Raw genomic sequence first — 19,619 nt, forward strand, 5'->3', positions numbered from 1 at the left:
AGTTTAGAGTGACTGCTTCGCTATGGCAGCAGTGCCTTAACCGGCTGCAAGATGAGTTGCCCTCGGCAGAATTCAGCATGTGGATCCGGCCGCTTCAAGCGGAGTTGAGTGACAATACTCTGACCCTGTATGCACCGAATCGCTTTGTTCTGGACTGGGTACGAGACAAGTATCTCATCCGGGTTAACGGCATCATCAACGAACTCTGCGGGGTCGACGGCCCTGCCCTGCGTTTTGATATAGGCAATCGTCCCCATCCTGTTGCTGTCGCCAGAGCGCCGGTACAGGGTGCCGCGCCTGTGAATAACTTGCAGAAGAGCTGGGAAAGCAAGGCTGAAGCCAAGCCCGAGCCGAACCACAAGAGCAATACCAACGTGAACTATACCTTCGAGAATTTCGTCGAGGGTAAGTCCAACCAGTTGGCGCGTGCGGCTGCCCGTCAGGTAGCTGACAATCCGGGTGGTGCTTACAACCCGCTGTTCCTCTATGGCGGCACTGGCCTTGGTAAAACCCACCTGCTGCACGCCGTTGGCAATGCCATCAAGGAGAGTAAAAAAGATGCCAAAGTCATCTATATGCACTCCGAGCGGTTTGTTCAGGACATGGTGAAAGCGCTGCAAAATAACGCCATTGAAGAGTTCAAGCGTTACTACCGCAGCGTCGATGCCCTGCTCATCGATGACATCCAGTTCTTCGCCAACAAGGAGCGCTCCCAAGAGGAGTTCTTCCATACCTTCAATGCCTTGCTGGAAGGTAACCAGCAGATCATTCTGACCTCGGATCGCTATCCGAAGGAGATCAACGGTGTCGAGGATCGCCTCAAGTCCCGCTTCGGCTGGGGCCTGACCGTGGCGATCGAACCGCCGGAGCTGGAGACCCGCGTCGCGATCCTGATGCGCAAGGCAGACGAGAACCAGATCCATCTGCCGGACGAAGTGGCCTTCTTCATTGCCAAGCGTCTGCGATCCAACGTCCGTGAACTGGAAGGCGCCCTCAACCGGGTGATCGCCAACGCCAACTTCACCGGCCGTGCCATCAACATCGATTTCGTGCGCGAAGCGCTGCGCGACCTGTTGGCACTGCAGGAGAAGCTGGTCACCATCGACAATATCCAGAAGACGGTGGCGGAGTACTACAAGATCAAGCTGGCGGATCTGCTCTCCAAGCGTCGTTCCCGCTCCGTTGCCCGTCCGCGCCAGTTGGCGATGGCGTTGGCCAAGGAGCTGACCAACCACAGTTTGCCGGAGATAGGTGATGCCTTTGGTGGCCGTGACCACACTACCGTTCTTCATGCTTGCCGAAAAATCGAGCAGCTGAAGGAGGAGAGTCATGACATCAAGGAGGACTATTCCAACCTGATCCGTACCCTTTCTTCCTGATAACGGAATCGAGTGGACAGATGCAGCGCGAATATTCCAACCTGATCCGAATCTTTTCCTCCTAATCACAACGGAGAGCACAGATGCAGCTCGAAATTAGCCGTGAGGCCCTGTTACGTCCTCTGCAACTGGTGTCCGGCGCCCTCGGCGGCCGACCGACCCTGCCGATCCTCGGCAACGTGCTGCTTGATGTCAGCAACGGTCTGCTGTCACTGACCGGTACCGATCTCGAAGTAGAGATGATCGGTCAGGTCTATCTGAACGGGGCCAGCGAAGATGGCCGCACCACAGTACCGGCGCGCAAGCTGCTGGATATCTGCCGTGGTCTGCCGGAAGGCGCCGAGATCCGTCTCAATACCGAAGGCGAGCGCCTGATCATCCGCTCCGGTCGTTCCCGCTTCAACCTCTCGACCCTGCCGGCGACCGAGTATCCGAACATCGAGGATTGGGAATCCGTGCTCGAGTTCGATATCAGCCAGCTGGAGCTGAAGAAGCTGATCGATGCGACCCAGTTCTCCATGGCCAGCCAGGATGTTCGTTACTACCTGAACGGTATGCTGTTCGAGAGCGAAGGTCACGGTCTGCGCACCGTGGCGACCGACGGCCACCGTCTGGCTACCTGCCGCCGCGAGGTAGTTGGGGAATCGCTGCCCGATCATCAGGTTATCCTGCCGCGCAAAGGGGTACTGGAGCTGGTGCGTCTGCTGGAAGCGGAAGACAAGCCGGTACGTCTGCAGATCGGTCGCAGCAACCTGCGGGCTGCGCTGGACGGCTTCATCTTCACCTCCAAGCTGGTGGATGGCCGCTTCCCGGACTGGCGCCGCGTCATTCCGCGCAACAGCGACAAGGCGCTGATCGCCGGCCGTGAGGATCTGCGTCAGGCGTTTGCCCGTGCCGCCATCCTCTCCAACGAGAAATTCCGTGGGGTGCGTCTCAATCTGCAGGAAAACCTGCTGCGCATCACCGCCAACAACCCGGAACAGGAAGAAGCCGAAGAGCTGCTTGACGTACAATATGCCGCTGGCGAGATGGAGATCGGCTTTAACGTCTCTTATGTGCTCGACGTGCTGAATACGTTAAAATGTGACCAAATTCGGATTAGCCTGAGCGATTCCATCAGCAGTGCCATTATTGAGGATTTTGAACATCAGGATGCTCAGTACGTGGTGATGCCGATGCGGATCTAGTCGTGTCCCTGGTCAAACTCCAGCTCAGCGACTTTCGCAATATCCAGCAAGCCAGTCTCAAGCTGTCGCCCGGCCTCAACATTCTGGTCGGGTGCAATGGCAGCGGCAAGACCAGCGTGCTGGAAGCCATTCACTACCTTGGTCTGGGGCGCTCCTTTCGCACTCATTTGACCGGGCGGGTCATCCGCCAGGGGGAGAGGGCGTTTACCCTGTTTGCCCAGTGTGAACTGGAGGGGCGTCAGGTACCGATCGGTCTTGCCAAAGACAAGAGTGGCGAGACCCAGCTCAAGATTGCCGGGGCGCAGGCCCAGCGGCTGGCCGATTTGGCGGAGCTGTTGCCGGTGCAGTTGATCCATCCCGATGGCTTCAACCTGCTGACGGGCGGGCCTCAGGCTCGCCGCGCTTGGCTCGATTGGGGTGTCTTCCATCAGGAGCCGACCTTCTTTGCCCTGTGGGGGCGAGTGCGTCGGCTGCTGAAACAGCGCAATGCGCTATTGCGCCAGAGCACCCAGTACCGCCAGCTGGCATTCTGGGATCAGGAATTGGTGCGGCTGGGGGGTGAGCTGGCCGAGTTTCGCGCCAGTTATTGTCAGGCCATTACGCCCCTGATCAAGGAGATGACGGCGGATTTTCTGCCGGAATTTGATATCAGTCTCGGCTTTTACCGGGGCTGGGAGAAAGATACTCCCCTCGGCGATCTGCTGGAGGCGGGGTTTGAGCGGGATCGGGCGCTGGGCTATACCGGTGTCGGTCCACAGAAAGCCGATGTGCGCCTCAAGGCGAACGGGGTACCCGCTCAGGATATTTTGTCCCGGGGTCAGCTGAAGTTGCTGGTCTGCGCCATGCGACTGGCCCAAGGGCTCTATTTGAATCAACATAGCAGCCGTGGCTGTATTTTTTTAATTGACGATTTTGCCTCTGAACTGGATGTCGACAAGCGCCGCTTGCTGGCCGCAAGGCTGAAGCAGTGTGCGTCCCAGGTGTTTATCACCGCCATCGACACCGGTCAGCTCGCAGACATGATGGATGCGAATGACTGTAAGTTGTTCCACGTGGAACAGGGTAAAATCTCCGAAACGTTAGAGAAGGCAGAGAGTAAGCTATGAGTGAAAATACTTACGACTCCTCGAATATCAAGGTGCTGAAGGGCCTGGATGCGGTCCGCAAGCGCCCGGGGATGTATATCGGCGATACGGATGATGGCTCGGGTCTGCACCACATGGTGTTCGAGGTCGTCGATAACTCCATTGACGAGGCGCTTGCTGGCTACTGCTCCGATATTCTGGTCAAGATCCATTCCGACGGTTCTGTCTCTGTGCGTGACAATGGTCGGGGTATCCCGGTAGACATGCACGAGGAGGAGGGCCGCTCCGCCGCAGAGGTCATCATGACCGTGCTGCACGCTGGCGGTAAGTTCGATGACAACTCCTACAAGGTATCCGGCGGCCTGCACGGCGTGGGTGTCTCCGTCGTTAACGCCCTCTCTGACAAGCTGTTGCTGACCATTCGTCGTAACGGCCACGTCTACGAGCAGACCTATCATCTGGGTGAGCCGCAGGCGCCGCTCAAGCAGATTGGCGACAGCACCGGCACCGGTACCGAAGTTCGCTTCTGGCCGAGCCCTGCCATTTTCAGCGATACCCTGTTCCATTACGAGATCCTGGCCAAGCGCCTGCGCGAGCTCTCCTTCCTCAACTCCGGTGTCTCCATCCGTCTGCAAGACGAGCGTGATGGCCGCGAGGCGCATTTCTGCTACGAGGGTGGCATCAAGGCATTCGTTGAGTACCTGAACCAGAACAAGACCCCGATCCACCCGAAGGTGTTCCATTTCACCACCGAGCAGGATGGTATTGGCGTTGAAGTGGCGATGCAGTGGAACGACGCTTATCAGGAAGGGGTCTACTGCTTCACCAACAACATCCCGCAGCGGGATGGTGGTACTCACCTCGTTGGCTTCCGTACCGCGCTGACCCGTACTCTGAACTCCTATATGGACAAAGAGGACTACAGCAAGAAGGCCAAGTCTGCCGCCAGTGGCGACGACGTGCGTGAAGGTCTGATTGCCGTTATCTCCGTCAAGGTGCCGGATCCCAAGTTCTCCTCCCAGACCAAGGACAAGCTGGTCTCTTCCGAAGTGAAGACCGCCGTTGAACAGGCGATGGGTGAGAAGCTGGCCGACTTCCTGCTGGAAAACCCGGGCGATGCCAAGATCGTGGTCAACAAGATCATCGATGCGGCCCGTGCCCGTGAAGCGGCCCGCAAAGCTCGCGAACTGACTCGCCGCAAAGGCGCGCTGGATATCGCCGGTCTGCCCGGCAAGCTGGCTGACTGTCAGGAAAAAGACCCGGCTCTCTCCGAACTCTACATAGTGGAAGGGGACTCTGCTGGCGGTTCCGCCAAGCAGGGTCGCAACCGTAAGAACCAGGCCATCCTGCCGCTCAAGGGCAAGATCCTGAACGTAGAGAAGGCCCGTTTCGACAAGATGATCTCCTCGCAAGAGGTGGGCACCCTGATCACCGCACTGGGCTGCGGTATCGGTCGCGACGAGTACAACCCGGACAAGCTGCGTTATCACAACATCATCATCATGACCGATGCGGACGTCGATGGTGCGCACATCCGAACTCTGCTGCTGACCTTCTTCTATCGTCAGATGCCGGAAATCATCGAACGTGGCTACGTCTACATCGCCCAGCCGCCGCTCTATAAAGTGAAGAAGGGCAAGCAGGAGCAGTACCTGAAAGACGAAGACGCGCTGCTGCAGTACCAGACCGCCATGGCGCTGGATGGTGCTACCCTGCACGTCAACGAGTCTGCTCCGGCCATCGGTGGCGAGGCGCTGGAGCGTCTGGTCAACCAGCACCGCTCGGTGACTCACCTGATCACCCGCATGTCTCGTCGTGCGCCGGAAGCCGTGCTGACCCAGCTGATCTATCAGCCGGAGTTGAACGAAGCACTGCTGAACAGCGAGAGCGATCTGCTGGCCTGGTGTCAGGGTATGGAAGCCGTGCTCAACGAGAGCAACCACGGTATCCAGTACCAGATCCAGGTTCGTCGTGACGAAGAGCGCAGCCTGTACGTGCCGCACGCCGTTGTGCGTCAGCACGGGGTCGATCGCGAATACCCGCTCAGCTACGACTTCCTGCAATCCGGTGAGTACCGTCAGTTGGTTTCGCTGGGCAAGGAGATCGCCAACCTGATCGAGGAAGGTGGTTTCATCAAGCGTGGCGAGAAGGTCAAACCGGTTGCCAACTTCGTGGAAGCCGTCGAGTGGCTGATGGGCGAAGGCAAGCGCGGCATCTACATCCAGCGCTATAAAGGGCTGGGTGAGATGAACCCGGACCAGCTGTGGGAAACCACCATGGATCCGGAAGCCCGCCGCATGCTGCGCGTCACCATCGACGACGCCGTCGGCGCTGACCAGCTCTTCTCCACCCTGATGGGTGATGCCGTTGAGCCCCGTCGTGACTTTATCGAGACCAACGCCCTTCGCGTGGCCAACCTCGACGTCTAATCGGCGCAGTCAGACAGCAAAAAGCCGCTCCTTGTGAGCGGCTTTTTTACATTTGTAGTCTGCTTTATCAGAGCATTTTGCTCATGATGACCAGGTTGTGAGGTAGCACAGTGCCATCGCTAGCCGTGCGATGACGCAACGCTGGCACTATGTGGTGGATGACACTGAACCCCAGCTTGGTATAGAAAGGCTCGGCGGTCTGGGTACCGAGATTGACCTCGTAAACCCCTTGCTGCGTCAGGTACTCCAGCACGGTATTGGCGAGCAGGGTGCCGGTTCCTGCGGGTTGCCCAGGTTGCACCACCACAGTGCCAATATAGGCGTAACGCCGCTCATCCTGAGTCCAGATTGATCCGGACATGCCGCCCTGCAGCTCACCATGCTCATCGCGCAACATCAACACAAAGGTCGGCCAGATCTTGGTGTCCTGCTCATTGACGGCCTCGATATAGAGGGTTTTGCCTGCCGGATTAGCACCATAATCCAATCTGAAGATTGCCGTGTGATCCGGACCTGCGGGCATATGAACCGCTTCATGCAGATAGTCACGCTCGACCAGTGGGATGTGCACCTGAGGGTAAGTGGTGAGTATCACCACCTCATTGATGAGGTGACCCTGTTGCTGCTGTTCCAGGATCAGCAGATCCAGATAATCGAGCGGAGCGGTGAGAAAGCTCGCTTCCGGGTAGTGGACGATTACGTTCTGGTTGAAGCCAAACTCCTGCTCACGCTGTTGTAGTAGGGCAAATAGCATCAGCTGTCGTTCGCTCAGTTTATCGGGGGAGCTGTTGTCCGGCTGGTACAGTTCGAGCGGATTATGTCGAGTGGTCATTGTTTCTCCAGAGAGTAAGGATCGGGGATGATAGCACAGACGGCCCAGCCGGATGCCGCCCGACGTTCCACGTGAAACACTGGCAGTTGAAAGGATGGGCGATCGGGCTGAGATAAAGAAAATGCCGAATTTGATGTTCGGCATTTTGATGATGAGTTCACTTGCACAGAGCTGATTCTTTATATTCAGTGTGCTATGGAAGAGTTAATAGTTTTTATGCTGTGACATGAACTGTTGAAGCATTTTACCTACCAGTTCAGGCGATTCTTGATGAGCTGAGTGAGCCGCGAGTGGAATATTGGCAAAACTGGAATCTGCGATTTTTGCTTTTAAAGCCACAGACTCCTCAAGCGAAAAAATGACATCGTTATCACCCCTCATGATTAATGTCGGACAACGAATTTTTTCAACCAGGTTACTCGGGTAGCCAGATGGTGTTGTATCAAGCCAAACAGCCTTTACAGCATCGACCAGTTTTGGGAAATCAGGCTCGGGATTTGACACCTTATATAGCGCGACATCATCGGCAAACTTTGAAATCCAAAAGTCTGCTGTTAAGCCGCTTAGCAACCCGAGTGATGGATCATCAGGCTCTAATCGCCACGTTGCGCCAAGTGTAACCAAACAAGAAACGCTATCGGGTTCTTGTACGGCTAGTCGATAACCTACGATACCACCATCACTAAAGCCAAATATTGAATATTTATCAACGCCCAGATAGTCGAGGAGTGTTTGGATATCTTGCTGATACTGCAAGTAACTCAGTGGCTTACTACCTAGAGGGGATTTTCCATGGCCACGGAAATCTACACTGATCAACTGATAATCCATGGCAACATATCTTTGAATGGGTATTAGTTCATTAAGGGAACCAAGGCCACCATGAAGCATCAATAAAGGCTCACCATCAGGATTACCCGAAAGTTCGTAATACAACTCACCACCGTTGACGCCGATATAACCACTTTTATTGTTCATGTTTTTGAGCAACCTCGTTTCGATGTATATGACCTAACAGATGAAATAGCACATCTGCGCCGACCCCCTCAGGATGGCGCTACCTGCTGTCAGTTTCTGTCAGCAATGAATTTCGGCTGCGGGATTTGCTGGGTGGTGCGCCACTCCTTCAGCAGGCTCTCTCTGCTTTTGGGATAGCGGCAATCTTGCGGCTGCATCCGTGTGATGCGATCGACCCGAAAGTGGCGAAAGCCCTGACGCAGTTCGCACCAGGCTACCAGTACCCGCACTTGATCGAAGTAGCCGAGGGCAAAGGGCCAGACGGTACGCTCAGAGGCCTCATCCTTGAGGTCACGATAACTCAGGGTCACCTTGCGTTGCTGGCGGATGGCGCTGCGCAGGGGGGCTTCATCGGTGAGGCTGTCGCTGCGGGAGGTACCGATCAGCAGGGCATTGCTCTGGAGCTGCTGGCGATAGTCGGCGGGCAGCACGGCTTCTATCTTGGCCAGCGCACTGCTGGCCGATGCACTCAAGGCTCCGTCACCGTGGGCGACGACCCAACGCGACCCGAGCACCAGCGCATCCAGCTCCTCTTCACTGAACATCAATGGCGGCAGCATGAAGCCGGGACGCAGCACATAGCCGATCCCGGGTTCGCCCTCGATATGGGCACCTTGCGCCTGCAGAGTGGCGATATCCCGATAGAGGGTGCGCAGGCTGATGCCAAGCTGGCTGGCCAGTTCCGCACCTGTGATGGCGTAGCGGTGGCCGCGCAGCAGCTGGAGCAGGGCCAGCAGGCGTTCGGAACGGGACATGGGATGACTCCTCGGGATTTCTGATTAGCCTGCCATAGTGAGGTGAGCGGGTACAGCGGGCTTCATCAGGAGTTCTGGCCACGAAAAGATCGTCGCCATTCGCTGGGGGAGATGGCAAAGCGGGCGCGGAAGTGGTTGCGCAGGGAGGTGGCACTCTTGAAGCCAACCAGCTCGGCGATGCGATCGATGGAATGGCCGCTTACCTCCAGCAGCTCCTGACTGCGCCTGAGCCGTTCCGCCAGCAGCCATTCACCCACCGAGAGGCCGGTTGCCTGATGAAAACGGCGGGTAAAGGTGCGTCGACTCATCAGGGTATGGTCTGCCAGAGAATCCAGGGTATGGGGGGCGGCCAGATGAGCACGCAGGTGGTCGAGCAACTGGTTCATCCGGACATCGCGGGTGGAGGCGGGCACCGGTTGCTCGATAAACTGGGCCTGCCCCCCTTCCCGGTGAGGCGGGATCACCAGCCGCCGCGCCACCTTGTTGGCGATGGCCGAGCCGTGGTACTGGCGTACCAGATAGAGGCAGCAGTCCAGCCCGGCGGCAGTGCCTGCCGAGGTGACCAGCCCTGCGTCATCCACATAGAGGGCGTTGGTATCGAGTTGCACGCAGGGAAAGCGGTGGCAGAAATCCTGCTCGTACTCCCAGTGGGTCGATGCCTTGCGACCATTGAGCAGCCCGGCGTAGGCGAGCACATAGGTACCGAGGCAGAGCCCGACCAGCCGGGCACCTCTGGCTCTGGCGGCAATCAGGGCATCGAGCAGTGCTGCGGGTGGCCGTGCTGCCGGGTCGTGCCAGAAGGGGATGACGATGATCTCCACCTCGGCCAGCACCTCCAGCCCATGGGGAGCCTGAATGGTGAAGCCTTGCGCCGAGTGTGAATGAGGGTTGCCATCACCGCAGCAGATCTTGAGCTCGAACAGCGGCTGGCCCGGCAGGATATCGCCGAAGATGAGACAGGGGACGGCGCAGTGAAAAGGGCTGAAGTGATCGAAGGTCACCACGGCAACGATCGGGGTGGTCATGGTGTTGGCTCCTCTCTGCGCGCAGACCACTCATCATAAGCGTTTGGCTGTGAAAGCCGAAGGGCCATGTCTGACATGGCTCTCTTGTGGATCATAGCGATATCGCCTCGCCATCTTGCGGCACCCGTACCCGATCCATCATGCCCCGGTCCACCAGATAGTCGCGTAGCTCCTGGCGTGACAGCACGGCGTGGTTGACCGCCTCCATATGACTGGCGATCAGCGTGGCTTGCGGTGCGGCCTGATAAACGGCGGCGACATCCTCCTTGCCCATGATGATGGAACCGAGTCCGGGCACCTGTGCATCACCGCAGTTGAGGATGATGACCTCGGGTTGATGCTGTTGCAGGGCTTGCTCGACCGAGGGATGCCAGATGGTATCACCGGCCAGATAGAGGCTCTGTTCATCGGGATGGGAGAAGAGCACGCCGCATACCTCTCCCATGCGCTCGCCCAGTACCGCCATCAACTGGTCGCTGCCGTGCTGGCCACCGGTCTGCTGCAGGCGAATGCCGGCAAACTCGGGCTGGTCGCTCAGCAGGCGCACATCCTCAAAGCCACTGGCACGAATGGCATCGGCATCCTTCTGATGTTGCACCAAGAGCGGCAGATGCTTGGGGATCAGGGCTCTGGCTGCGTCATCCCAGTGGTCGGGATGGTCGTGGGTGACGATAACGGCGTCCACATCGACCAGATCATCTATCGGCAGCGGCAGCTCGACCAGCGGATTGCGCAGCTGGCTGTTGGCGGTGCCCTCAAAGCCGGGGAAAGCCCCCTTGGCCGAGAGCATGGGGTCGATCAGAAAGCGGGTGCCGGCATAGTCGAGCAGCAAGGTGGCGTTGCGAACTTGGGTAATCTTCATGGGGTGGCTCCATGTTGGCTGGTGGATATGCAACCAATTATGGGGTGCGGAGCGCATTGCCATCAGTGGCCCACGGGTCGATTATCATCACTATCGGGCCAACAGGTTGATGTTCTACAGACCGGCGCGGCCATTTAAAAAATTTGAAAAAATCCCCTTGAAAGAAAAAAGTGAGCCCCTATATAGGTAACAAGGCCGGAACGCTCGACAGAGGTTTCGACCAGGCGCCCGTCCATAAGGAGGGCAAACAATCCGTTATCGCTCATAAGAGGGTAATACTATGCGTTCTATCGACTTTTCTCCGCTCTATCGTTCTGCCATCGGTTTCGATCGTCTGGCCAATCTCATCGAATCTGCGGCCAGCAATGGCAATGCCGGTTATCCCCCCTACAACATCGAGCAGTTGGGTGACAACGACTACCGCATCAGCATGGCGGTGGCGGGCTTTACCCAGGAAGAGCTGGAGTTGAGCTTCCAGGAAAATCTGCTGACGGTGAAGGGCAACAAGCAGGCCGACACCGGGCGCAACTATCTCTATCAGGGGATCGCCGAACGTGGTTTCGAGCGCCGCTTCCAGCTGGCCGACTATGTGCGGGTGAAAGGGGCCGACCTGAAAAACGGCTTGCTGCACATCGAGCTTGTGCGTGAAGTGCCCGAGGCGATGAAGCCGCGCAAGATAGAGATCAACGGCTGATAGCTCGAATTCACTGAAATTTTAAAATTTCCCGGGTGCCGATAACGGGCCTGTGGAGAGTTGAACCTGTTGCTTATTAGAAGGATAGGATTATGCGTAACCTCGATTTTTCTCATCTCTATTCCAACGCCGTCGGCTTCGAGCGGATGGCCCGTGAGCTGGAAGGTCTGTTCGAGCAGAAGACCGCCGCTTACCCTCCGTACAACATTGAAAAGCGCGATCAGGATGGCTATCGCATCACGGTCGCCGTGGCTGGCTTCGAGCGCGAAGAGCTGGAGCTGGAGACCGAAAACGGCACCCTCAAGGTGAAGGGGCGCAAAGGAGCTGCTGCCGGTGAGCGTCAGTTCCTCCATCAGGGGATTGCCGAGCGCGACTTCGAGCTCGCCTTCAAGCTGAGCCAGCACGTGGAAGTGCAGGGCGCCAAGCTGGAGCATGGTTTGCTGACCATCGAGCTGGCGCGCGAACTGCCGGAGGCGCTCAAGCCCAGAGCCATTCCCATCGGTAAACCCGAGCAGCTGGCGTTGCCCGGCTAAGCAAACCGGATCGCGATAAACAATAAAGGCCTGCATTTGCAGGCCTTTCTGTTTTTGTATCGCCGGATTGGATTAACCAGCGTAGAGGGCGTTAATCTCGTCGGCCAGAATGGCGATGCCGCGACGTACCAGCTCCTCGCTCTGGGAGTAGTTGAGGCGGATGCACTCCTGGCTGTGACGCCACTCGGGGTCATCGATGCCGGGGAAGAAGTAGTGACCCGGCACGATCAGCAGGTTCTTCACCTTCAGTCGCTCATAAAGTTCCTGACAGTGGATCGGCAAGCCCTCGAACCAGAGCCAGAGGAAGAGGGCCCCTTCCGGTTTGTGAATGTGGAGGCGCGGGTCGGGGATCGCTTCGCGCAGCAGCTGTACCGCCAGCTCCGCCTTCTGTTGATAGAAGGGTTTTACTACCTGCGCGCTGAGAGTGATGATATCGCCGCTCTCGATCATCGGGATGGTGATGGCGGGCCCCAGACTGCCCGGCGCCAGATTGATGATGCCGCTCAGGTTGGTGATGGCCTGAATGATCTTCTCGTCGGCGATGACGATGCCGCAACGGGTGCCCGGCAAACCCAGCTTGGAGAGGCTCATGCAGAGGATGGTGTTGGCGTTCCAGAACGGCTTGGCTTCGCTGAAGATGATGCCCGGGAAGGGAACGCCGTAGGCGTTGTCGATCAGCAGCGGGATTCCCTTGTCGCGGGCGATCTGGTCGAGGTGTTCGATCTCTTCGTCGGTCAGCACGTTGCCGGTCGGGTTGGTCGGGCGGGAGACGCAGATCACCCCGATATCGTCACCTACCTGCAGGCTCTCGAAATCCACGTGGTATTTGAACTGGCCATCGGGCAGCTTCTCGATGGTGGGCTTGTAGGCCACGAAGTAGTCGTCGGCCAGCGCTGAGTCGGCATAGCCGATGTATTCAGGGGCGAGCGGGAACAGCACCTTCTTCTTGCGGCCATCGGCAAATTCGCCAGCCAGCAGGTTGAACAGGTAGAAGAAGGCATTCTGACTGCCGTTGGTCAGGGCGATATTGCGGGCCGAGATATCCCATCCCAACTCCTTGCTGAGCAGGGCAGCCAGCGCTTTGGTGAACCTGTCTTTGCCCTGTGGGCCGTCGTAGTTGGCCATCGCTTTGACCAGCTCGCCGTTGTCGAGCAGGCTCTTGGCCTCGGCCTGAAAGCGCTCCAGCATGGCGGGGATCGGGGCCGGATTGCCGCCACCCAACATGATGGCGTCCGGATTGGTCAGCCCCTGATTGAGGTCATCCATGAGTTGGGTAATACCGGCGTGGCGAGTGAACTTCTCGCCGAACAAGGAAAATTCCATTCAGTGACAGATCCAGATTTGAGTTACGGGGATGTAGCACCATAGCTCAGTTTAAAAGTGGGTGTCGATCAAAAAGATGGGACGTTCCACGTGGAACATGGTGCAAAAATCAAGCGTGGTTAAAAGCACCAACTGTTGGTTTAAAAATGACCGAGCGGGATGCATTTTGCGACTCAATTTGGTATCGAGATATAGTTAATTTAAACAAAATCATCATGTTATGGATTGCGTGAGGATTGGCACAACTATTGGAATAGCTATCTGGTCATCTCAACCATACCGGAGCAAACCAGATGAAAAGCCTGATCGCTACCCTGATTGTGAGTGCCCTGAGCCTGAACGTGATGGCCAACGAAAACCCGCGGCCCGAGCTGGAGAGTGTCCAGCTGGAGCAGGATGTGCAGAGCGAGTTGCAACAGGCATCCCATGCAGTGGTGCAGGATGCGCTGCACAATCTCAAGCCGCTGGCGCTGGATACCCTGGTGGTGGAAGCGAGCCAGGCTGTGGCGACTCACCCCGAGAGCTGAGGTAGCGCAGGGGGGTCTGTCCTGTATGTTGTTTGAAGAAGCTGATGAAGGCGCTGTCGCTGGAGAACTCCAGCGCAGCGGCAATCCGGCTGATGGACTCGCTTTCTGCCAGCAGCTCCATGGCGCGCAACAGCCGCCACTGCTGACGCCACGCCTGATAGCTCATGCCAGTCTCCCGCATGAAGATGCGGCCAATGGTCTTGTCACTGGCACCCACCCGTTCGGCCAGCCGGTTGAGCCGATCGGGCAGGGCATCTCCTCGTTTTAACTGCTGTAGCCAGTCGCCCAGTCTGGGATCGGTCGGCAGCGGCAACTGCCACGACTCCCGTGGCGCCTGCCCCAACTCCTCCATAAACAGTGCCACCGTCCGTTGTTGCTGCTCTTGCGGTTTGTCCCACGGCCAGAGCGCCATCCGTTCGATCAGTTCGTGCAGCAACGGATTGACCGCCAGCACTTCGACCGTGCCGGGCAACTCGGGGTGCGGCTGGAAGTAGAGGGAGCGGTAGGCAACGACACCGCGCATCAAGATCCTGTGTGCGGTGCCTGCTGGCAGCCAGGCAGCGCGGGTGGGCGGCAGCAGGCAGACCCGACCTTCCAGCTCCATGGTCATGCAGCCGGATTGGGCGAACAGCAGTTGATGGCGCTGATGTTGATGCAGACCCGAGTCGTGCCAGCCGAGGGCGGAGGCAATGCCGATCACGCTGCCGGTCAGCTGGTCGGGGTCAAAAGGGTGATCGGGAAGAATAAAGGCCATATGTCCGATTTTTGATGTTTATAGTCCTGCTTATTGTAATCAGACAATCGGCATCTCTCTAGAATGGCGACCTCTTGTGAAGGAGGTTTGTCATGAACAACAAGTTGCCACCGCTCTGGCTGGTGGTGGGATTGATGATGTTTCCCCAGATTGTGGAGACCATCTACAGCCCGGTCCTGACCCACATCGCCAGCCAGTTTCAGGTGAGCGAAGGGCAGGCATCCCAGACCCTGTCGGTCTATTTTTTGGCGTTTGCGGTGGGCGTGGTCTGCTGGGGGCGGCTATGCGATCTGATTGGGCGGCGTCCCGCCATGCTGGCGGGTCTGCTCACCTATGGCGTCGGCACCTTGCTGGCGCTGCTGGCCAACCAGTTTGAAACCCTGCTGCTGGCCCGGGTCATCTCGGCTTTTGGCGCCGCCGTGGGCTCCGTGGTGACCCAGACCATGCTGCGCGACAGCTATCAGGGCAGCGATCTGGTACGGGTCTTCTCAGCGATGGGCATAGCGCTCTCCTTGAGCCCGGTGCTGGGGCTGCTCAGTGGCGGCCAGCTGGCGAGCGGGTTCGGCTATCTCGGGGTGTTCAGCGGTCTGCTGGTACTGGCGGTAGGTTTGCTGCTGGTGACCTGCTGGCAGCTGCCGGAAACCCGTCCGGTTACTACCCAGCGAGTCGCACTCTGGCCGCTGGCATGCCGGATGATGAAGGATGGCGGGCTCTGGCGCAGTGCCATGCTGGTCGCCCTGTTCAACACCATGCTGTTTGGTTACTACAGTCTGGCGCCGTTCCTGTTTGCCGGATTGGAATTGAGCACCGGCGAGTTTGGCTATTCGGGGATCTTGCTGGCGCTGGCGACTCTGCTCGGCAGCCTGCTCAACAAGCATCTGCTGGGGAGGGGGTGGCTGCCGTCCTCTCTGGTCAGACTGGCTTGCGCTCTGGCGCTGGTCGCCGGGCTGCTGGTCTGGGCGAGTCAGTCCAGCCTCTGGTTCCTGTTGCCCATGATGGGTGTGGTGGTGGCCTTCGGGCTGGCAATCCCCAACGTGCTGAGTCAGGCGCTGTTGGCCTATCGCGAGGTAGCAGGCAGTGCTGGCGCCCTGTTCGGGCTTGGCTACTACCTGCTGCTCAGTCTGGGGTTGGCGGTGGCGGCCGGATTGCAGGTTCTCGGCCTGTTGCTGAGTGGCTGCGGTCTGCTGGCACTGCTTTGCTGCGGGCGTCGTTCCACGTGAAACGTCAGTTGCCGATAAAGCGGTAGCCGATACCTGATTCGGTCTCGATAAGCGTCGGTTGCTGGGGGTTATCCCCCAGCTTCTTGCGCAGGCTGGCGATGACGATGCGCAGGTAGTGGGTGTCTTCCTTGTGGCTCGGCCCCCAGATGTCGTTGAGCAGCTGGGTCTGCATCACCAGCTTGCCGGGGTGGCACACCAGCGCCTGCAACAGGGCGAACTCCTTGCGGGAGAGGGGGATCTCCTCCTCCTTCATGGTCACCTTGTGGCTGCTGACATCAAGCGTCAGGCCGCATTGGGGGAAGTAGCGCCGCTCGCCGCTGCTGACGCCAGCACGTTGGCGCAACAGCACGCGGATGCGGGCCATCATCTCGCCGATGCCGAACGGCTTGCTCATGTAGTCGTTGGCGCCGGCATCCAGCAGCCGCACCTTCTCCTGCTCAGAATCGCGGGCCGACAACACCAGCACAGGATTGGGGTGGTGCTCGCGAATAGCCTGCAATACCTGAATACCATCGCCATCCGGCAGACCGAGATCGAGGATCACCAGATCGGGGTTGAGGTGGCGATACTGCTCCAGCCCTTCATTGACCCCCACCGCCTCACTCACCTGATGCCCCTCGGCAATCAGGCTGATCCGCAGAAAGCGACGGATCGCCGCTTCATCATCTATGACCAGAATGTGCGCCATCGAACCTCCAGAGGCGAATGGTGGGAGGGGCTGAGTGACCCGATCTGGCGGTCAGCCATCAGACCTCCGGTGAATTGAGCGCGAGCGGCAGGGAGATGCGCATGCAGGTTCCGTTGCCATTGGGACCGGAGAAGGCCCAAATCTTGCCGCCGTGGGCCTCTATCATAGCGCGGGAAATGGCGAGGCCAAGCCCGGTGCCACGGCTGCCGCAATCGCCCACCGGCTGGGTGTAGAAGAGATTGAAGATCTTCTCCCGATCCGACTCGGCGATACCGACCCCGATATCGATGATATCGATGATGAGGTCGGGCTCGGCCACCATCACCTTGAACTCGATAGGGGTGCCTGCCGGCGAGTAGCGGGAGGCGTTGTCGAGGATATTGACCAGCACCTGCTCGATCAGGGCGCCGTGCACATAGAGCTGGGGCACATGCTGATCGAAATGGACCCGCAGCTTGTGCTGGCGCCAGGAGGAGTCGAGCCGCTTGCGGGCGCTCTCCACCAGATCCGCCAGATCGACCCAGTCCCGTTTCAGCTGGAAGTCGGGGGAGCCGATGCGGGTCATATCCAGCAGATTCTGCACATAGCTGTGCAGGCGGCGCGCCTCCTCCTGCACCGAGTGGAGCAGTTCGTCACGGTCTTCGGCGGGGATCCGGTCACCATATTCCAGCAGAGTGCTGCCTGCCCCCATGATGGTCGCCAGTGGCGTCTTCAAATCGTGGGAGACCGAGGAGAGCAGGGCGGCGCGCATCCGGTCGGTCTCCGCCTGTAGCTGACTGTCGGCCAGCCGCTCGTTGAGGTCGATCCGCGCCAGCGCGGCGCGAATGTCGGTGAGCAGGGCCTGCAGCTGGTGTTCGGCAGAGGAGGAGAGCGGATTGGCAAGCATTATGCCGATCACCAGATCATCGCTGAGGTGGTGATACTGGGCCTCGGCGGCATTGAGGGTGGCGGTGTGGGCCCCGGCGCTCTGCTTCTGGGCCAGACACCAGTCGATAGCCGCCTTGTCGGTCTGGCCGGGCCTGTGCTTCTCGTTGCCGAGCCGATCGTTGAACTCCTTGTCGATCACCACGGTCGGCTGGCCGAGCGCCAGTGAAATGGCCTGGGCACCTTGTCTGAGCACCTCCTCCGGGCTGCTGGCGGTGGCCAGCCCCTGACTGAGGGAGAGCAGAGCATTGCCCAACTGCTGGGTCTCGCGCAGACCGATCAGCTGTTGCCGCTGGCGGGAGGCGAGGCGCCCCGCGGTCATGCCGACGATAAGCAGCACAAACAGGGTGAGCAGGTCGCTGTGGTTGGCGACGCTCAGGGAGAAGTAGGGGGCGGTGAAGAGCAGATTGTGGGCGATAAAGCCCAGCACCGCCGCCAGCGTGGCGGGTACCAGACTGGTGGTGAGGGCCGTCGCCAGCACCCCCAGCACGAAGATGAGCGGCAACGCTGCGGGGGGCAGCCAGTAGGAGAGCCCCCAGGCGGCGGCCGAGGTGATCCCCATGATCACCACTGCCAGCAGGCTGTGGTGTATATCCTTCGGGGTCGGGACGCGCATCCCCACTTCGGGCTTCTGCTTCTCGGTATCGACCAGCGTGATTTCGAGCCCCTGCGCCTGCTTGAGCAGGTGCTGCACCAGCGAGCGGCGCCATGGCGCCTTGTGAGGTTTGCCGAGCAGCAGCTGGGAGACCTGCTGCTGTTCGGCGGTCTCCAGCAGGGTGTTGGCGACCGCCGGACTGGAGAGGGTCAGCACCTTGGCACCGAGGTGGGAGGCGAGCGCCAGCGCCTGCTCCACATCGGCAGAGCGGCGGCCATTGCTGTCGACATGCACCACCAGCCACGGAAGCTGGCGGCGCTGGGCAAAGCGGTGGCCGTAGCGCACCAGCGCCGAGCCGTGCAGGTCACCGAGGCAAACCATCAGCTTGCCCCGCAGCGGCAAGGTGCTCTTGCCTGCTGCTTGCCACTGCAGTTGCAGATCGCCCTCCACATGGCTGGCTGCGGTCTGCATCGCCAGCTCCCGTAATGCGGTGAGGTTGTTGAGGGAGAAGAAGGATTGCAGGGCTGCTTTGGCCTGATGAGGGACATAAACCTTCCCCTCGCGCAGGCGGCCGAGCAGCTCCTTGGGGGGGAGGTCGATAAGGATAATGCTGTCTGCATCGAGCAGAACCTGATCGGGCAGGGTCTCTTTTACCCTGACCCCGGTCAGCTGCCACACCAGATCGTTGAGGCTCTCCAGATGCTGGACGTTGAGGGTGCTGTAGACGTCGATACCGGCGTTGAGCAGCTCCTCGACATCCTGCCAGCGCTTCTCGTGGCGGCTGCCGGGGGCGTTGCTGTGGGCCAGCTCGTCCACCACGGCGATGGCCGGCTTCCGTGCCAGCAGGCCGTCGAGGTCCATCTCCTCCAGCCGCTGCTGGCGGTGCATGTGGATCTTGCGCGGCTGGATGGCGAGTTTGTCGAGCAGGGCCAGCGTCTCCTGCCGGCCGTGGGTCTCCACCACGCCGATCAGGATGTCGACCCCCTCCTTGGCCTGTTCCCGCACCGCCTGCAACATGGCGTAGGTCTTGCCCACGCCGGGGGCGGCCCCGAGAAAGACTTTCAGCTTGCCCTTGTGCTCTTGCTCCAGACTTGCCAGCAGGGCGTCAGCCCTTACCTCATCACGCATCCCCATGCTCCTGCATCAGACTCGTCAGCAGGGCGTCAGCGCTTGCTACATCAGCCATTGTTATCCCTATCGAGCCAACTGCCCGTTTCGAAAATGGAGGTCAACGCCAGATCGGCAAGGAGCGCCCTCAGGCGCCCTTTTGATGATCCAGTTGCAGGTTCAGCTGGAGAATGTTGACCACCTGCGGGCCAAGGATACCAGCTTGTGTGGCCGACATGACCTGCTCCGTCAGTTGGGCGGGATCCAGTCCACGTTCTTTGGCGACGCGGTCGACCTGAGCCAGTACCGCATCCAGCGGCAGGTGGGGATCGAGGCCGGAGGCGGAGCGGGTCAGCATGGCGGGGGAGCTGGTTCCCGGCTGTGCCTTGGCGGCCTGTTCGGCAAACTCTGCCCGCAGCGGTGAGCTCATCCCCAGATTGCTGGCGCTGCCGCCTATGGTGTTGAAATCGCTGGCGGAGGGACGGGGATGGAAATAGTCGGCCCGCTCGAATTTCTGCCCCAGCAGGGCGCTACCAATGAGTTGCTGCTTGCTGTCGGTGAGCTGGCTGCCGTTGGCCTGCCAGGGGAACAGCAGTTGGGCCAGCCCGGTCACCGCCAGAGGATAACCCACGCCCAGCAGCAGGGTGAGGGTCAACAGGGTTCTGATTGCTATCATGATTCTC

Annotated in this window: 18 protein-coding genes; 8 read left to right on the forward strand and 10 right to left on the reverse strand. The window is 59.2% G+C overall.

What is annotated here, in order from left to right; all coding sequences use genetic code 11:
• Positions 1-8: 8 nt before the first annotated feature.
• The 4 genes from dnaA (at position 9) to gyrB (ending at position 6,080) form a co-directional block, all read left to right on the forward strand.
• Positions 9-1,379 carry a chromosomal replication initiator protein DnaA gene (dnaA, locus tag VF684_RS14610; protein ID WP_005339307.1) on the forward strand — a complete coding sequence of 457 codons (1,371 nt, stop codon included), beginning with the start codon at positions 9-11 and terminating at the stop codon, positions 1,377-1,379.
• Between the two features lie 83 nt (positions 1,380-1,462).
• The gene (gene dnaN, locus VF684_RS14615; RefSeq protein ID WP_005339306.1) at positions 1,463-2,566 is read left to right on the forward strand and encodes a DNA polymerase III subunit beta; all 1,104 of its coding nucleotides are present in this window, start codon (positions 1,463-1,465) and stop codon (positions 2,564-2,566) included.
• A gap of 2 nt (positions 2,567-2,568) precedes the next feature.
• The gene (gene recF, locus VF684_RS14620; RefSeq protein ID WP_005339305.1) at positions 2,569-3,672 is read left to right on the forward strand and encodes a DNA replication/repair protein RecF; all 1,104 of its coding nucleotides are present in this window, start codon (positions 2,569-2,571) and stop codon (positions 3,670-3,672) included.
• Entirely contained in the window at positions 3,669-6,080 is a 2,412-nt protein-coding gene (gene gyrB, locus VF684_RS14625; protein ID WP_005357188.1) for a DNA topoisomerase (ATP-hydrolyzing) subunit B, read from the forward strand. Before recF ends, gyrB begins: the two co-directional genes overlap by 4 nt.
• A 67-nt stretch (positions 6,081-6,147) precedes the next feature.
• On the opposite strand, the gene VF684_RS14630 is transcribed toward gyrB, so the two are convergent.
• The 5 genes from VF684_RS14630 to VF684_RS14650 all read right to left on the reverse strand — a co-directional run bounded on the left by VF684_RS14630 (position 6,148) and on the right by VF684_RS14650 (position 10,571).
• Positions 6,148-6,912 carry a GNAT family N-acetyltransferase gene (locus tag VF684_RS14630; protein WP_440174321.1) on the reverse strand — a complete coding sequence of 255 codons (765 nt, stop codon included), beginning with the start codon at positions 6,910-6,912 and terminating at the stop codon, positions 6,148-6,150.
• A gap of 204 nt (positions 6,913-7,116) precedes the next feature.
• Positions 7,117-7,890: an alpha/beta fold hydrolase gene (locus VF684_RS14635; protein ID WP_043820704.1), complete on the reverse strand. Its 774-nt coding sequence runs from the start codon at positions 7,888-7,890 to the stop codon at positions 7,117-7,119.
• 89 nt (positions 7,891-7,979) lie between these two features.
• On the reverse strand, positions 7,980-8,684 hold the full coding sequence (locus VF684_RS14640; protein ID WP_149151851.1) for a helix-turn-helix transcriptional regulator: 705 nt from the start codon (positions 8,682-8,684) through the stop codon (positions 7,980-7,982).
• A 65-nt stretch (positions 8,685-8,749) separates the two neighbouring features.
• Complete coding sequence (locus VF684_RS14645) at positions 8,750-9,709, reverse strand: helix-turn-helix domain-containing protein (RefSeq protein ID WP_201998721.1); 960 nt, start codon at positions 9,707-9,709, stop codon at positions 8,750-8,752.
• Between the two features lie 91 nt (positions 9,710-9,800).
• Positions 9,801-10,571, reverse strand: coding sequence for an MBL fold metallo-hydrolase (locus VF684_RS14650; RefSeq protein WP_128834586.1), 771 nt, complete (start codon positions 10,569-10,571; stop codon positions 9,801-9,803).
• A 280-nt stretch (positions 10,572-10,851) separates the two neighbouring features.
• Here VF684_RS14650 and VF684_RS14655 point away from each other — a divergent pair, with 280 nt between their 5' ends.
• Together VF684_RS14655 and VF684_RS14660 are read left to right on the forward strand one after the other, a co-directional pair.
• Positions 10,852-11,265, forward strand: a complete 414-nt coding sequence (locus VF684_RS14655; RefSeq protein WP_005339298.1) for an Hsp20 family protein — start codon at positions 10,852-10,854, stop codon at positions 11,263-11,265.
• Positions 11,266-11,357: 92 nt separating this feature from the next.
• Positions 11,358-11,798: an Hsp20 family protein gene (locus tag VF684_RS14660; RefSeq protein WP_021230448.1), complete on the forward strand. Its 441-nt coding sequence runs from the start codon at positions 11,358-11,360 to the stop codon at positions 11,796-11,798.
• Positions 11,799-11,870: 72 nt separating this feature from the next.
• Here VF684_RS14660 and VF684_RS14665 read toward each other — a convergent pair whose 3' ends face one another.
• A complete protein-coding gene (locus VF684_RS14665; RefSeq protein ID WP_440174322.1) occupies positions 11,871-13,121 on the reverse strand; it encodes a valine--pyruvate transaminase in 1,251 nt (416 codons plus the stop codon).
• Positions 13,122-13,414: 293 nt separating this feature from the next.
• Between VF684_RS14665 and VF684_RS14670 the strand changes: the two genes are divergently transcribed.
• Positions 13,415-13,648, forward strand: a complete 234-nt coding sequence (locus tag VF684_RS14670) for a hypothetical protein (RefSeq protein WP_005355777.1) — start codon at positions 13,415-13,417, stop codon at positions 13,646-13,648.
• Here the strand turns inward: VF684_RS14670 and VF684_RS14675 are convergent.
• Positions 13,578-14,402 carry an AraC family transcriptional regulator gene (locus VF684_RS14675; protein WP_149151854.1) on the reverse strand — a complete coding sequence of 275 codons (825 nt, stop codon included), beginning with the start codon at positions 14,400-14,402 and terminating at the stop codon, positions 13,578-13,580. The genes VF684_RS14670 and VF684_RS14675 overlap by 71 nt on opposite strands.
• 92 nt (positions 14,403-14,494) lie before the next feature.
• Here VF684_RS14675 and VF684_RS14680 point away from each other — a divergent pair, with 92 nt between their 5' ends.
• Positions 14,495-15,622: a multidrug effflux MFS transporter gene (locus tag VF684_RS14680; protein WP_149151855.1), complete on the forward strand. Its 1,128-nt coding sequence runs from the start codon at positions 14,495-14,497 to the stop codon at positions 15,620-15,622.
• Positions 15,623-15,626: 4 nt separating this feature from the next.
• On the opposite strand, the gene VF684_RS14685 is transcribed toward VF684_RS14680, so the two are convergent.
• The 3 genes from VF684_RS14685 to VF684_RS14695 form a co-directional block, all read right to left on the reverse strand.
• Complete coding sequence (locus VF684_RS14685) at positions 15,627-16,310, reverse strand: response regulator (protein WP_139440382.1); 684 nt, start codon at positions 16,308-16,310, stop codon at positions 15,627-15,629.
• Positions 16,311-16,368: 58 nt separating this feature from the next.
• The gene (locus VF684_RS14690) at positions 16,369-18,957 is read right to left on the reverse strand and encodes a sensor histidine kinase (RefSeq protein WP_139440381.1); all 2,589 of its coding nucleotides are present in this window, start codon (positions 18,955-18,957) and stop codon (positions 16,369-16,371) included.
• Between the two features lie 127 nt (positions 18,958-19,084).
• Complete coding sequence (locus tag VF684_RS14695) at positions 19,085-19,612, reverse strand: potassium-transporting ATPase subunit C (RefSeq protein ID WP_113740560.1); 528 nt, start codon at positions 19,610-19,612, stop codon at positions 19,085-19,087.
• Positions 19,613-19,619: the final 7 nt, after the last annotated feature.

The organism is Aeromonas sp. Lyrl_2 (genome assembly GCF_051948815.1).
Taxonomy (GTDB): Bacteria; Pseudomonadota; Gammaproteobacteria; order Enterobacterales; family Aeromonadaceae; genus Aeromonas; species Aeromonas veronii.